Source organism: Pseudomonas sp. NPDC099000, assembly GCF_044759925.1.
Taxonomy (GTDB): domain Bacteria; phylum Pseudomonadota; class Gammaproteobacteria; order Pseudomonadales; family Pseudomonadaceae; genus Aquipseudomonas.
Window position 1 is genome coordinate 81,163 of the sequence record NZ_JBIWAF010000005.1, and the last position, 13,098, is coordinate 94,260.

General features: G+C 60.1%; 12 protein-coding genes. 3 read left to right on the forward strand and 9 right to left on the reverse strand.

Annotation, left to right across the window (positions count from 1 at the left end):
* The first annotated feature begins 2 nt into the window (after positions 1-2).
* The 3 genes from ACIQV9_RS08820 (at position 3) to tadA (ending at position 2,293) form a co-directional block, all read left to right on the forward strand.
* A complete protein-coding gene (locus tag ACIQV9_RS08820) occupies positions 3-293 on the forward strand; it encodes a PTS glucose transporter subunit IIB (protein ID WP_403100115.1) in 291 nt (96 codons plus the stop codon).
* Positions 294-419: 126 nt separating this feature from the next.
* Positions 420-1,796 carry a multicopper oxidase family protein gene (locus tag ACIQV9_RS08825; protein ID WP_403100116.1) on the forward strand — a complete coding sequence of 459 codons (1,377 nt, stop codon included), beginning with the start codon at positions 420-422 and terminating at the stop codon, positions 1,794-1,796.
* Complete coding sequence (gene tadA / locus ACIQV9_RS08830; RefSeq protein ID WP_403100118.1) at positions 1,796-2,293, forward strand: tRNA adenosine(34) deaminase TadA; 498 nt, start codon at positions 1,796-1,798, stop codon at positions 2,291-2,293. The genes ACIQV9_RS08825 and tadA overlap by 1 nt, the downstream gene beginning before the upstream one ends.
* 131 nt (positions 2,294-2,424) lie before the next feature.
* On the opposite strand, the gene cmoB is transcribed toward tadA, so the two are convergent.
* The 9 genes from cmoB to ACIQV9_RS08875 all read right to left on the reverse strand — a co-directional run bounded on the left by cmoB (position 2,425) and on the right by ACIQV9_RS08875 (position 13,058).
* Positions 2,425-3,381: a tRNA 5-methoxyuridine(34)/uridine 5-oxyacetic acid(34) synthase CmoB gene (gene cmoB / locus ACIQV9_RS08835; RefSeq protein WP_403100120.1), complete on the reverse strand. Its 957-nt coding sequence runs from the start codon at positions 3,379-3,381 to the stop codon at positions 2,425-2,427.
* Complete coding sequence (gene cmoA / locus ACIQV9_RS08840) at positions 3,378-4,121, reverse strand: carboxy-S-adenosyl-L-methionine synthase CmoA (protein WP_403100122.1); 744 nt, start codon at positions 4,119-4,121, stop codon at positions 3,378-3,380. Before cmoA ends, cmoB begins: the two co-directional genes overlap by 4 nt.
* Positions 4,122-4,369: 248 nt before the next feature.
* Positions 4,370-4,999, reverse strand: a complete 630-nt coding sequence (locus ACIQV9_RS08845; protein WP_403100124.1) for a lysoplasmalogenase — start codon at positions 4,997-4,999, stop codon at positions 4,370-4,372.
* A gap of 2 nt (positions 5,000-5,001) precedes the next feature.
* Positions 5,002-5,394: a protease inhibitor I42 family protein gene (locus tag ACIQV9_RS08850; protein WP_403100125.1), complete on the reverse strand. Its 393-nt coding sequence runs from the start codon at positions 5,392-5,394 to the stop codon at positions 5,002-5,004.
* Positions 5,395-5,613: 219 nt separating this feature from the next.
* Positions 5,614-5,790 (reverse strand): hypothetical protein, encoded by a 177-nt coding sequence (locus ACIQV9_RS08855; protein ID WP_403100518.1) that lies wholly within the window; start codon positions 5,788-5,790, stop codon positions 5,614-5,616.
* A 31-nt stretch (positions 5,791-5,821) separates the two neighbouring features.
* The gene (locus ACIQV9_RS08860; RefSeq protein WP_403100127.1) at positions 5,822-6,280 is read right to left on the reverse strand and encodes a hypothetical protein; all 459 of its coding nucleotides are present in this window, start codon (positions 6,278-6,280) and stop codon (positions 5,822-5,824) included.
* A 170-nt stretch (positions 6,281-6,450) separates the two neighbouring features.
* The gene (gene lon / locus ACIQV9_RS08865) at positions 6,451-8,868 is read right to left on the reverse strand and encodes an endopeptidase La (RefSeq protein ID WP_403100128.1); all 2,418 of its coding nucleotides are present in this window, start codon (positions 8,866-8,868) and stop codon (positions 6,451-6,453) included.
* 885 nt (positions 8,869-9,753) lie between these two features.
* Positions 9,754-10,131: a DUF6124 family protein gene (locus tag ACIQV9_RS08870; RefSeq protein WP_403100130.1), complete on the reverse strand. Its 378-nt coding sequence runs from the start codon at positions 10,129-10,131 to the stop codon at positions 9,754-9,756.
* 515 nt (positions 10,132-10,646) lie between these two features.
* Positions 10,647-13,058 carry a glucose/quinate/shikimate family membrane-bound PQQ-dependent dehydrogenase gene (locus ACIQV9_RS08875; protein WP_403100131.1) on the reverse strand — a complete coding sequence of 804 codons (2,412 nt, stop codon included), beginning with the start codon at positions 13,056-13,058 and terminating at the stop codon, positions 10,647-10,649.
* Positions 13,059-13,098: the final 40 nt, after the last annotated feature.

A 13,098-nucleotide genomic window follows, 5' to 3' on the forward strand; every position in this document is an offset into this window, starting at 1 on the left:
ACATGTTCGAGAAAATACAGCGGGCGTTCTGGAAAGCGTTGACGCCGGATCTGGTGGTGGATCAGCCGAAGGTGGTTGCTCAACCGGTGTCCGGGTTGCCAGGGAATGTAGTGGCCGCGCTGGGTGGCGTGGATAACCTCAAGTCGCAGCAGCCTGTGGCGTTGACCCGGATGCGGGTGGAGTTGCGGGATGTGGCGCGAATGGATCGGCAGGCATTGAGTGTGGCGGGTGTGCCGGGCGTCATGATGCTGGATGACGGGGTGGTGCATCTGATCACCGGCCTCCAGCCATAACCGATGTCCTGTGGCGAGGGGGATGTGCGGCCCTTGGTCGCCCTTACTGTTTCTCATCCGCAGGTGTATCGTATTCGCCTTTTACAGGCCTCGTGCCTGTCGCTGATACGTGAGGTAGTTGAGTTCATGTCCTTTACCCGTCGCCAAATCCTCGGTGGCCTGGCCGGTCTTGTTGTCGTAGGTGTCGGAGCGGGCGGCGCGTCGCGGTACTGGCTGGGCAAGATGGCCGACGCTGACGCCGGTCATGACTATGAGCTGATCGCGGCACCGCTGGATGTCGAACTGGTTGCCGGGCACAAGACCCCAGCCTGGGCGTTCGGCCCGTCGGCGCCGGGCACTGAACTGCGGGTTCGCCAGGGCGAATGGCTACGGGTGCGCTTCATCAATCATCTGCCGGTGGCGACCACCATTCACTGGCATGGCATTCGCCTGCCACTGGAGATGGACGGTGTTCCGTACGTTTCGCAATTGCCAGTGCTACCGGGCGAATACTTCGACTACAAATTCCGCGTGCCGGACGCCGGCAGTTACTGGTATCACCCGCACGTGAACAGCAGCGAAGAACTCGGCCGCGGTCTTGTCGGCCCGCTGATCGTCGAAGAGCGCGAGCCGACCGGTTTCAAGTACGAGAAAACCCTGAGCCTCAAGAGCTGGCACGTCGACGAAGAGGGTGCTTTCGTGGCCTTCAGCATTCCTCGCGAAGCCGCCCGTGGCGGCACCGCGGGACGCTTGTCGACCATCAACGGTGTTTCGCAAGCGGTGATCGACTTGCCTGCCGGGCAAATCACCCGCGTGCGCCTGCTCAACCTCGATAACACGTTGACCTATCGCCTCAACATTCCCGGCGTCGAAGCGCAGATCTACGCGCTGGACGGCAATCCCGTGGAGCCGCGCCCAATGGGCAAGGAATACTGGCTCGGCCCGGGCATGCGCATCTGCCTGGCGATCAAGGCGCCGCCCGCCGGTGAAGAACTGTCCCTGCGCAACGGCCCGGTTCGCCTGGGCACGTTGCGCTCGGTGGCGAACACCGATGCACCCACCGAATGGCCGGCCGCCCTGCCGGCCAACCCGGTGGCAGAACCCGACCTGGCCAATGCCGAGAAACTCAACTTCAATTTCGAATGGGTGGGCTCGGTGTCGGTCAACGTCGACAACGGCAAGCCGCCGAGCCTGTGGCAGATTAACGGCAAGGCCTGGGACATCACGGACAAGACCTGCGCCGACCGCCCGATTGCCAAGCTCGAGAAGGGCAAAAGCTACATTTTCGAATTGAAGAACATGACTCAATATCAGCACCCGATTCACCTGCACGGCATGAGCTTCAAAGTCATCGCCTCGAACCGGCACAAGGTCATCCCGTACTTCACCGACACTTACCTGTTGGGCAAGAACGAGCGCGCGCGAGTCGCGCTGGTGGCGGATAACCCCGGCGTGTGGATGTTCCATTGTCATGTGATCGATCACATGGAAACCGGCCTGATGGCCGCTATCGAGGTGGCCTGATGCGTCAGATACGTCCCGCCGCGATCATCGACCGCAGCCGCGATCGCGACTTCATGCGCGAAGCCCTGACCCTGGCCGCACAAGGCGCGGCGCTGGGTGAAGTGCCCGTGGGCGCGGTGTTGGTGCAGGACGGCGAGATCATCGGTCGCGGCTTCAACTGCCCGATCAGCGGCAACGACCCGAGTGCACACGCCGAAATGGTCGCGATCCGCGCCGCAGCGTTGGCTGCCAGCAACTATCGCCTGCCGGGCAGCACGCTGTACGTGACCCTTGAGCCGTGCAGCATGTGCGCGGGGCTGATCGTGCATTCACGGATTGCGCGGGTGGTGTATGGCGCTCTGGAGCCGAAAGCGGGGATTGTGCAGAGTCAGGGGCAGTTTTTTACCCAAGGATTTTTGAATCACCGGGTGTTGTTTGAGGGCGGGGTGTTGGCGGAAGAGTGCGGGGCTGTACTCAGCGAGTTCTTCAAGGCTCGAAGAGCCAAACCTTCAGAATAAACACCGGCCCCTGTGGGAGCGGGCTTGCCCGCAATGGCGTCGGCACATCAAACATTGATGTCGACTGAACCACCGCAATCGCGGGCAAGCCTGCTCCCACAGGGTTATCTGGTGTCTGGGAGATTGGGGTTCTATTTACGAGCAACGATGACCGCACGCATCGGCGCCGGCAGTCCTTCAATCGTCTTGCTGTGATCCTTCGGATCCAGAAAATCACTCAACGACTGATACTTCATCCACTCTGTCCCGCGCTGTTCCTCGACCGTGGTCACGCTCACGTCGACACAGCGAACATCCGTAAACCCGGCGCGCCGCAGCCACAATTCCAGCGCCGGCACCGACGGCAGGAACCACACGTTGCGCATCTGCGCGTAACGGTCTTCCGGCACCAGCACCTGCTGTTGATCACCTTCGATCACCAACGTCTCCAGCACCAGTTCACCGCCCTTGACCAGGCAATCCTTCAGCGCCAGCAAATGTTCGATCGGCGAACGACGATGGTAGAACACGCCCATGGAAAACACCGTGTCGAAGCCTTCCATGTTTGGCGGCAGGTCTTCGAAAGGGAACGGCAGGTGCCAGGCATTGGGTTCTGACAGGTAACGCTGCACCGCCTGGAACTGGCAGAAAAACAGCCAGTTCGGGTCGACACCGATCACGCTGTCCGCGCCCGCGCCGAGCATGCGCCACATGTAGTAACCATTGCCGCAACCGACATCGAGGATGCGTTTTCCCTTCAGGTCCAGGTGCGGAGCCACTCGCGACCACTTCCAGTCCGAACGCCATTCCGTGTCGACGTGCACACCAAACAGATCAAACGGCCCCTTGCGCCATGGCGATAATCCCATCAACGCAGTACGCATTTGCGCACGGGTTTCGTCCTCGCAATCAGTGTCCAGCGTCAAACCATTGAGCAGGTCGACTTCACTCGGCTGAATCTTCGGCAAGGCGTCCAGCGCACTTTGCCAGCGCTCCAGATCGCCGTGACCCTTTTCCATTTTCTTGTCGAGTTGCGCTTGCAGGGTGTTGGCCCATTCGGCCAGCGGGGTGCCCGCCAGACGGCGGGCGAGGGGGGACAGATCAATCATGGCAAGGCAATCAACGAGGCAAAGTTAAGACACTGGAACCACGGCACGACTTTCGAGAACCCGGCGGCCAGCAGGCGCTCGCGGTGTTCTTCGAGGCTGTCGGGCTTCATGACGTTTTCAATGGCGCTACGCTTCTGGGCGATTTCCAGTTCGCTGTAGCCGTTGGCGCGTTTGAAGGCGACGTGCAAATCAGTGAGCAGCGCGTGTTCTTCAAGGTCGTTGAAGCGCAGCTTCTCCGAGAGGATCAACGCGCCGCCGGGCAGCAGCGATTGGCGGATGCGCGAGAGCAACGCGGTGCGCTGGTCCGGGGCGATGAATTGCAGGGTGAAGTTCAGCGCCACCACCGAGGCCGGCTGGAAGTCGAGGGCGAGGATGTCGCCTTCGATCACTTCCACGGGCAGCAACTCCTGGAACATCGAGTCCTGACCGTTGAGGTACTCACGGCAGCGCTCGACCATCGCCGCAGAGTTATCCACAGCGATCACGCGGCAACCGTCAGTGCGCACGTGACGGCGCAATGCTTGAGTCACCGCGCCGAGGGATGAGCCGAGGTCGTAGAGCACGCTGTTGGGCTGGGCGAATTGCGCGGCGAGCACGCCGAGGTTCTCAACGATGGTCGGATAACCCGGCACCGAGCGCTTGATCATGTCCGGGAACACCCGCACCACGTCCTCGTTAAAGGCGAAGTCAGGCACCTGGGCCAAAGGCTGGGCGAAAAGGCGATCGGGTTCTTTGCTCACGGCGGTTCCAGCGGCTTAGGTGGAAAAGGTCGGCATTTTAGCCAAATTGACGGGGGGATGCGCGGGTTGTCTGATAAACCGCCGGGCTCACGCAATTTGAATGGTGAAAGGGCTGTTGTGGCGAGGGGGCTTGCCCCCGTTGGACGGCGAAGCCGTCCCATTGCGGTGTATCAGTAAGATCGTAAATGCCGGTTTTGCGAAGGCTGCGCCGGCGAACGGGGGCAAGCCCCCTCGCCACAGGGGCAGCGTTATTTTTGGGAGAACGCCGACGCCGCAATTCCCCATTGTCCCAGCCAGTAACTGAGGATGATCACGTAAGGCGCCGCATCGAACGGCGCAACAAAGCGACTGATGCCGATCACGCTATCGGAAAACACAAACGCCACCGCACCGGCCGCTGCCAACAGTGCAGAGCGTTTCGGCACTTCGCTCCCGAGCCGGGCCAGCGCCCGCCAGAGCATCGCGCTGATGGCCAACCCGTAAACAATCACCGGAATCAACAATGGGCCCAGCCCGTGGGAAATCAAAATCCCCAGCAGCACCACACCAACCCCTAAGGCAATCACCAATGGCAACAACGCCAACCGCCGGCAATCGCTCAGGTAAGCCTTCAGATACGCCAGGTGGGCGACCAAAAAAGCCCCAAGCCCAAACACAAACAAATCCCCCGGCCAGGCCAGCAACACATCGCCGAGCAGGGAGAAAATCAATCCAAGGCTGATCCAGCGCCGGTATTCACTGGGCGGCGCATCGTGCAACCAACCGAGCAAGGCCAACACCGGCAACGGCTTGACCAGCAGGCACAGCAGCGCGGCATGCACGCTCAGGCCATACAGAAAGGTCACCGCGCCCATCAGCGCCAGAATCAGCCAGCCCACGATCAGTTGACCGCGATCGCGCAGTCGAAGGTTTTCACGGCCGGCACTTCTGGTGCCCAGGGCTGTGAATAGGTCAGGCGTAAGCGGCCTGTACCGGTGGCAAACGCCTGGAAGCGCCAGGTCGAAATCCCGGCGCTGCCGACGATCCCGGCGTCTTCCGGGTTGCTGTACACCTCGGGGCTGAGTGCATGCAGTACGCCGCCGGCCGAATCCTGGATCGCCCAGCGATAACCCGTGGTCGGGTTGCTCGGCAGGGTCAGGATCAGGCTTTGTCCGTTGCGCATTTGCACCGGGCATTCGCCTTGTTTTTCCACGGTCACGTTCTGTTTCGGTTGCGTAGCGCAGGCGGCCAGCAAGGAGAGGGCGAGGGGGACAAACAGGCGAGTGGGGGACATGGGGTCAGTGGCTCCGGCGTTCACGACGAACGGCGAGCATAACTGAAGATGAGACAAAGTGTGACAACGACGGGGGAGTCGGCGTTGTGAGTGCCGACGCCTTCGCGGGCAAGCCCGCTCCCACAAGTTTTTGGAGTGGACACAAAATGTGTGACCACACTCGATCCCTGTGGGAGCGGGCTTGCCCGCGATGGCGTCGGTACAGACGCTACAGGACTGTCAGAACAGAATCTTCGCCACATCCGAAAAACGCTTGGCAAAGTGCACGGTAATCCCTTCCTTCAGATTATCCGGCAGGGTCAATTCAAACAGCTTCTGTCGCCGAGCCGCGTGCATCTCCTCACGCCCGCCGCCAATCGGCAGTACTGCCTGGTCGGCATCAGTTCTCCTGCCCATCAACAGTATTGAGCGAAGGTAGACGATGAGTCTAAAGTGAGGTTACTAAATTAGTGATAGAAATATACCCGCTTCCAGCCAGTTCACGAGTTTCATTATTATCACGTCTCTTGGCCAGAATGTTGAATTCGATCACGTTGTACCTATTTTTATGCGGTGCTATTTCCTTTGTTACGATGTTGCTGGTGCAGTTTATGAATTCGAAATCATAAGGGCGCGGATTCGTTTCTGTGGTGAAGGCTTCCGAGTATTGAGTGATAACGGGCGCTTGGCCGGTGGGGAAATTAATAATCAGTTTTCTTTCGCTGGAAAGGCCTTTGTCTTTATAGCAGCTGACAAAAAACCCAGGCCTGAATTTATCCAATGAATATTCAAAGGCAGTAAAGGTAAAGAGGCCCATTGGGAAGGGGGTTGCGTCTGAAACGTCTTTTGTTTCAATGGTTAGTTGGCCGTCAACTAAAACCCCGTTGGTTACATTTGTGTTAGCCATAAATCACCTTATTCAGTTGTAGGAGCCGAATAAGGAGTGTGCTGAGGAAATCATGCAGAGGTAACTGTCAGGTTTGACAGTTTTTAAGTCTGATTTGTTTAATGATTTTCTTTTCTTATAATTGAAAGCGCTCGCTGCCAAGTCCGTCAGGCAGCGGCGCATTCGGATTGTTAAAACAATATCTTCGCCACATCCGCAAACCGCTTGGCAAAGTGCACGGTAATCCCTTCCTTCAGATAATCCGGCAACTCTTCAAAGCTGCCACGGTTAGGCTCCGGCAGGATCAACTCGAAAATCTTCTGCCGCCGCGCCGCGATCACCTTCTCGCGCACCCCGCCAATCGGCAGTACGTGGCCGGTCAGGGTCAGTTCGCCAGTCATGGCCACGCCTTTTTTTGGCGGCTGGTTGCGGGCGAGTGAGAGCAGGGCGCTGGCCATGGTCACGCCGGCGCTCGGACCGTCTTTCGGGGTGGCGCCTTCCGGGACGTGCAGGTGGACGAAGGCTTCGTCGAAGAATTTCGGATCACCACCAAACGACTTCAGGTTGGAGCTAACGTAGCTGTAGGCGATTTCCGCTGACTCTTTCATCACGTCGCCCAGTTGCCCGGTGAGTTTGAAGCCACGGTTCAAGGTGTGAATGCGCGTGGCTTCGATCGGCAGAGTTGCGCCGCCCATGCTGGTCCAGGCCAGCCCCGTGATGACACCGGTGCCGGACAGCACTTGTTCATTGCGGAACACAGGATGACCAAGCGAGGCTTCGAGGTCTTTCGGGGCAATTTTGATCACGGCTTTCGGTTCGTCGATCAGCTTCACCACGGCTTTGCGTACCAGTTTGCCCAGTTGTTTTTCCAACTGACGCACCCCGGCTTCACGGGCATAACCGTCGATCAAGGCTTTCAACGCGCTGTCGCTGATGCTCAGGCTGCCTTTGGACACGCCGGCCTTTTCCAGCTGCTTGGGCCACAGGTGACGCTTGGCGATGGCGATTTTTTCTTCGGTGATGTAACCCGACAGGCGAATCACTTCCATCCGGTCCAGCAATGGGCCGGGGATCGAATCCAGGGTGTTGGCGGTGCAGACGAACAGCACTTTCGACAGGTCCAGACGCAGGTCCAGGTAATGGTCGAGGAATTCGACGTTCTGTTCCGGGTCGAGGGTTTCCAGCAGCGCCGAGGCCGGGTCGCCCTGGTAGCTCTGGCCCATCTTGTCGATCTCGTCGAGCATGATCACCGGGTTCATCACTTCGACGTCTTTCAACGCATGGACGAGTTTGCACGGTTGCGCGCCGATGTAGGTGCGGCTGTGGCCCTTGATCTCGGCTTCGTCGCGCATGCCGCCGAGGCTGAAGCGGTAGAACGGCCGGCCGAGGGATTCGGCGATGGATTTACCGACACTGGTTTTGCCCACGCCCGGCGGGCCGACCAGCAAGACGATGGAGCCGCTGATCTCGCCTTTATAGGCACCGACTGCGAGGAATTCGAGGATGCGGTCCTTGATGTCATCGAGGCCGGCGTGGTGTTTGTCCAGCACCTTGCGGGCGTGCTTGAGGTCGAGCTTGTCCTCGCCGTACACGCCCCACGGTACCGACGTCGCCCAGTCGAGATAGTTGCGTGTGACCGCGTACTCCGGCGAGCCAGTCTCGAGGATCGACAGCTTGTTCATTTCCTCTTCGACGCGTTTTTGCGCCTGGGCCGGCAGGACTTTGCCTTCCAGGCGCTGCTCGAACTGCTCGATGTCGGCGCTGCGGTCGTCCTTGGTCAGGCCCAGCTCTTGCTGGATAACCTTGAGCTGTTCCTTGAGGAAGAACTCGCGCTGATGCTCCCCGATCTTGCGGTTAACTTCGGCGGAAATTTCTTTCTGCAGGCGCGCGACTTCGACTTCCTTGCGCAGCATCGGCAGGACTTTTTCCATGCGCTTGAGCATGGGCACGCAGTCGAGCACTTCTTGCAGTTCGCTGCCGGTGGCCGAGGTCAGGGCGGCGGCGAAGTCGGTCAGCGGCGACGGATCGTTGGGGCTGAAGCGGTTGAGGTAGTTTTTCAGTTCTTCGCTGTACAGCGGGTTGAGCGGCAGCAGTTCCTTGATCGCGTTGATCAGCGCCATGCCGTAGGCCTTGACCTCGTCGGTCGGCTCGGTGGGCTGATGCGGGTATTCGACTTCCACCAGGTACGGGGGGCGATGGTGCTTGAGCCAGGTGCGGATGCGCACGCGGGTCAGGCCTTGGGCGACGAATTGCAGTTTGCCGTTTTCGCGACTGGCGTGGTGCACCTTGACCAGCGTGCCGTACAGCGGCAGGGCCGAGGTGTCGAAGTGGCGCGGATCTTCCTGGGGCGTGTCCATGTAGAACAGGGCCAGGGAGTGGTGATCGGATTTGCTCACCAGATCCAGTGTTTCAGCCCACGGTTCTTCGTTGACGATGACCGGCAGCACTTGGGCCGGGAAGAACGGGCGGTTGTGGATCGGGATGATGTAGACCTTGTCCGGCAGGTTCTGGCCGGGCAGGGCGAGGCCTTTGCCGGTGGAGTGGTGTTCGGCGTTCTCTGGGTCGGCGTATTCGCTCGGGTCTTCGGGGAATTCTTGCTGGTCGCTCATGGGGCACCTGCGCAATGGGGTATGGGTCTTAGATGGGGCAGGTGGGGGGTGGTTTCAATGGGGCGGGATATTTCTGGGTGTGTGTTCAGGGTTTGGACAGGTGCTTTTGACTTGGCGGCCTTTGGGCCGACCATGTTCTTGGGGGTTGGGTACATATCCGTTTCTGCGGTAACGGCGGCTGGCGGTTTCGCCCTTACGGCGACTCACTTTTTTTACAAGCGCCTAAAAAAAGTAAGCAAAAAAACGCTCGCCCCAAGCGTCCGGCCCCTCGCTAAGGCTCGGCGTACCTTCGCTCCGGTATCCATCCGGGGACACTGCCCTCCGGTCTGCTTCGCGACGACCTACATGCAGCGTGTTCGACTGCGTCGAACGGCGCTGCGCGCCACTCCCCGGATGAACACCTCCACTCAGCCTCCCGAAGGGGCGGGTGGATCAAGATCAAGAGCTGCAGGCGAGCTAACGCTCGGCCTGATGAGTGGTGAGGAGCGAACGGTGTCCGCCGAATCCTTGTAGGAGCGAGGCTTGCCCGTGATGGCGGCCTGACAGCCGACCAGTTTCTTGCCGATGAACACCAAACCTTGTGGGAGCTGGCTTGCCTGCGAAGGCGGCCTGACAGCCGACCAGTTTCTTGCCGATGAACACCAAACCCTGTGGGAGCTGGCTTGCCAGCGATGGCGGCCTGACAGCCGACCAATATCTTGCAGATGTACTCAATCCAATTGTGGGAGCTGGCTTGCCTGCGAAGGCGGCCTGACAGCCGACCAGTTTCTTGCAGATGTACGCCGAACCCTGTGGGAGCGAGCTTGCTTGCGACGGTGATAGTTCATTCAACATTGATGTCGATTGACACACCGCCATCGCGGGCAAGCCCGGCTCCCACAGGTATTAGCTGTGTGGCTCAGGTTTTGGGATGGCGACGTTATCGAGCATCCGGTTTGCGGCCAGTTCGGCCAGCATGATGATCTGCTGGATCGCCATTGCCTTGTGCCGGTGCGGGCCTTCCAGATAGTCCGCGAAATCACTCGCCATCACACTGGCCTGGGCCAACGACTCGCAGGTGTGGGCCAGCAGGTCTTCGTCTTTGATATCCGGTGCAATCAAAAACATCGTGCTGGGTTTGCGGGTAGCGGGGGATTTGAGGGCGGCGGGGTTGAGGTAGTGATCCAGCGCGCGCTCGGCGGCTTCGTTGAGTTTTTTGGAATCGAGGGATTCGTAGGGGGAAACGTCGTCGGTTTGCGGGGGATTCGGGGTTTGTTTGAACATGGTGAAGCTCCATTCGGGGACTGGAAGTTCGCCACGACTGCGACCAAGCAGTAGGGTGGCGAACCATACGCAGGTTGGTCGACCAGGGAATGGAACCCGGCAGGGCCGAAGCCCTCCCACGCACAGCTCGCCATGAAGCAAGCACGAAAAGTGCGCCATTCTAAACCCGGGCGACCAAACCCGGCCGCTGAATTTGCAGCGACCACAAAAGCCTATCCCTCCGGCTTCTGACACAACAACCGATAGAACTTGTCGGAATCCTCCGCCAGAACAGCAACGGCTGTAGGACTTACGCACAGTTTCTTCAGGCCAACCGAGAACAAATGTGGGAGCGGCGGTGCGACGATTCGACTTGCTCGCGAAGGCTGTTTAACATTCAACATAGAAGTTGTTTGAAACACCGCTTTCGCGAGCAAGCCCGCTCCCACATCGGATCTGCAGAGTGGCGAAAATGGCGGCCAAAAAAAAGGCGACCCCCTCACAGGAGTCGCCTTTCCTTTAACCGCCGCTAAACCTTACTCGGACAGTTTGTACGCAATCACATAGTCACCTTGCTTGGTGCCCAGCGAACCATGACCGCCCGCGACAACGAGCACGTATTGCTTGCCGTCCTTGCCGGTGTAGGTCATCGGTGTGGTTTGTGCACCTGCTGGCAGGCGACCTTCCCACAACTGCTTGCCGTTTTTCACATCGTAGGCGCGCAGGTACTGGTCGAGGGTACCGCTCAGGAAGCCAACGCCGCCAGCAGTGACGAAAGTACCGCCCAGGCTAGGCACGCCCATGCTCAGCGGGATCGGAACCGGTGAGCTGTCGCGCACGGTGCCGTTTTTGTGTTTCCAGATGGTTTTTTGGGTGGTCAGGTCGACCGCAGCCACATAACCCCAGGCCGGTGCCTGGCATGGCAGGCCCACAGGCGAGAGCAGGGGTTCGAGGACGACGCCGTATGGCGCGCCTTTGTTCGGCTGCACGCCTTCGGTTTCGCTTTTACGCGGGCCTTGGGCAGCGATTTCGGCGGCCGGGATCATTTTCGATTTGAACGCCATGTAGTCCGGGTTCATGAAAGCAATCTGACGCACCGGGTCAACCGAGATGCCGCCCCAGTCGAACACGCCGAAGTTGCCTGGATACACGATCGAACCTTGCAGCGATGGCGGCGTGAACGGGCCGTCGTAGCGCATGGATTTGAAGTCGATCCGGCAGATCAGTTGGTCGAACGGGGTGACGCCCCACATGTCGCGCTCTTGCAGCGGCGGCGGCATCAGGTTGAGGTCGGATTTCGGTTGGGTCGGCGAGGTGCGGTCACCTTCGACAGCGCCTTGTGGCACCGGCACTTCGTTGATCGGCACGATCGGCTTGCCGGTGCTGCGGTCCAGCACGTAGATGCTGCCTTGCTTGGTGGACGCGAGTACCGCTGGCTTCACGCCGTCAGCGGTTTTCAGGTCCATCAGGGTTGGCTGGCCACCGACGTCCATGTCCCACAGGTCATGGTGGGTGAACTGCATGTGCCAGCGCACCTGGCCGGTCGCGATGTCGAGAGCGGTCAGGCCGGCGGCGTGCAGTTCCGATTCAGGCGTGCGATCGCCACCGAACTGGTCCGGGGTCTGGTTGCCCATCGGCAGGTAAAGCATGCCGAGTTTTTCGTCGACCGCGAACATGGACCACATGTTTGGCGAGTTACGGGTGTAGACCTCACCTTCAGCAATCGGCGTGGTGTCGTCCGGGTTGCCGCTGTCCCAGTTCCACACCAGTTTGCCGGTGTGCACGTCGAAGGCGCGGATCACGCCGCTGGGTTCGTCGGTGGACACGTTGTCGGTGACGTGCCCACCGATCACCACCAGGTCTTTGGTGACGGCTGGAGGTGAGGTGGAGTAGTAACCGCCGGCATTGAAGCCGCCGATGTTGGCGCGCAGGTCGACCTGGCCTTTGTCGCCGAAGTCTTCGCACATCTTGCCGGTGTCGGCGTCGAGGGCGATCAGGCGGGTGTCGGCCGTTGGCAGGAAGATGCGGCGTGGGCAGACCGTGCTGACCGGCGCAGGGCTGGCGGTGCCGGTCGGGCTTTGTTCGGACGCATAGGCGGCATCATCGTGATAGGTCACGCCACGGCAGGTCATGTGCGCCCAACCCTTGAAGTTCGCCGCGTTTTGCGTGGAGAGCTTCGGATCGAAACGCCAGATTTCCTTGCCGGTGTCCGGGTCCAGCGCGATTACCTGGCTGTGCGGCGTGCACACGTAGAGCATGCCGTTGACTTTCAGCGGGGTGTTTTCGGCGGTGGTTTCACCCGGGTCGTTCGGCCCCGGCAGGTCGCCGGTGCGATAGGTCCAGGCCGGAACCAGCTTGCTCACGTTCTGCGGGGTGATCTGTGCCAGAGGTGAGTAACGATCACCATGGGCGCTGCGGCCGTAGGAATTCCAGTCACCGTCGGGCATCGCCGGGGCGGTGTTGGTCATGCCGGGCACGCTGTCGCGGTCCAGTTCGCCTTTGATTTCACCCGGGTTGGTGAACTGGCTGGCCAGTGCAGCAACACCCGCGAGCACCACCGCCACGCTCAGTGCGCCCGTGCCCATCGGCGCAGGGCCGGTGATCAGCAACGGACGGCGCAACCACGGCAGCAACATGACGATGCCCAGCGCAAACAGCATCGCCAGACGCGGTACCAGTTGCCACCAATCGAGGCCGACTTCCCACAAGGACCACACGGTACTGGCGAACAGCACCAATGCGTAAAGGCCCAGCGCAGCGCGGCGGGCCAGGATCAGCAGCACGCCGGTCAGCGTCAGGCCGATACCGGCCAGCAGGTAATACAGCGAGCCGCCGAGCAGGCTCAGCTTGATCCCGCCGGCCAGCATGGCCAGGCCCATTAGCAGAAGCAGAATGCCGAGCAGGGTCGGCAATAGACGGCTTCGACTCAAAGCACCATCAGTGCTCATAGTGTGGTTCTCCGTGACGTTTCAAGTTGTCCCGCGCAAG

Bases quoted from the DNA above. Each gene is read 5' to 3' on its own strand.
- ACIQV9_RS08860 (WP_403100127.1), bottom strand. From the start codon at position 6,280: ATGGCTAACACAAATGTAACCAACGGGGTTTTAGTTGACGGCCAACTA.
- tadA (WP_403100118.1), top strand. From the start codon at position 1,796: ATGCGTCAGATACGTCCCGCCGCGATCATCGACCGCAGCCGCGATCGC.
- ACIQV9_RS08825 (WP_403100116.1), top strand. From the start codon at position 420: ATGTCCTTTACCCGTCGCCAAATCCTCGGTGGCCTGGCCGGTCTTGTT.
- ACIQV9_RS08850 (WP_403100125.1), bottom strand. From the start codon at position 5,394: ATGTCCCCCACTCGCCTGTTTGTCCCCCTCGCCCTCTCCTTGCTGGCC.
- ACIQV9_RS08870 (WP_403100130.1), bottom strand. From the start codon at position 10,131: ATGTTCAAACAAACCCCGAATCCCCCGCAAACCGACGACGTTTCCCCC.
- cmoB (WP_403100120.1), bottom strand. From the start codon at position 3,381: ATGATTGATCTGTCCCCCCTCGCCCGCCGTCTGGCGGGCACCCCGCTG.
- ACIQV9_RS08875 (WP_403100131.1), bottom strand. From the start codon at position 13,058: ATGAGCACTGATGGTGCTTTGAGTCGAAGCCGTCTATTGCCGACCCTG.
- ACIQV9_RS08820 (WP_403100115.1), top strand. From the start codon at position 3: ATGTTCGAGAAAATACAGCGGGCGTTCTGGAAAGCGTTGACGCCGGAT.
- ACIQV9_RS08855 (WP_403100518.1), bottom strand. From the start codon at position 5,790: ATGGGCAGGAGAACTGATGCCGACCAGGCAGTACTGCCGATTGGCGGC.
- lon (WP_403100128.1), bottom strand. From the start codon at position 8,868: ATGAGCGACCAGCAAGAATTCCCCGAAGACCCGAGCGAATACGCCGAC.